We start from the raw sequence: 250 nt of genomic DNA, 5'->3' as shown, positions 1-250 counted from the left end.
CCATGGCACCAGCTCCAGCGTAGATTGGCATACCGCATCGAAGACGGCACACCGGAAACCTTGAGCCCATCCGGCTTTGCGCTCCACGACGGCACGCTGGCTGCAAGCCGCCGTGCCGTGCCAAACCCACGTGCAGACTGCCATTGCGACACGGTACGTGCCGCCCCTTTTATCTTGCCCTCCGCCTTTCCCGATCGCTGACGCGACCGGCCCCGACGGTCTGGCTGCGATTGTCTGCACGGGTGAAGCA

The 250-nt window shown here is 64.4% G+C and carries 1 protein-coding gene; it reads left to right on the top strand.

The genetic code is table 11. The annotated features are described in order from the left end of the window. Positions 1-201 (top strand): hypothetical protein (locus QN347_RS20500; RefSeq protein ID WP_323494502.1); only part of this gene is annotated, 201 nt, incomplete at its 5' end. Positions 202-250: the final 49 nt, after the last annotated feature.

Source organism: Sphingomonas sp. 10B4, from assembly GCF_035019905.1.
In the GTDB taxonomy this organism is placed as follows: domain Bacteria; phylum Pseudomonadota; class Alphaproteobacteria; order Sphingomonadales; family Sphingomonadaceae; genus Sphingomonas; species Sphingomonas glacialis.
This window is presented reverse-complemented; position numbering and strand designations above follow the sequence as displayed.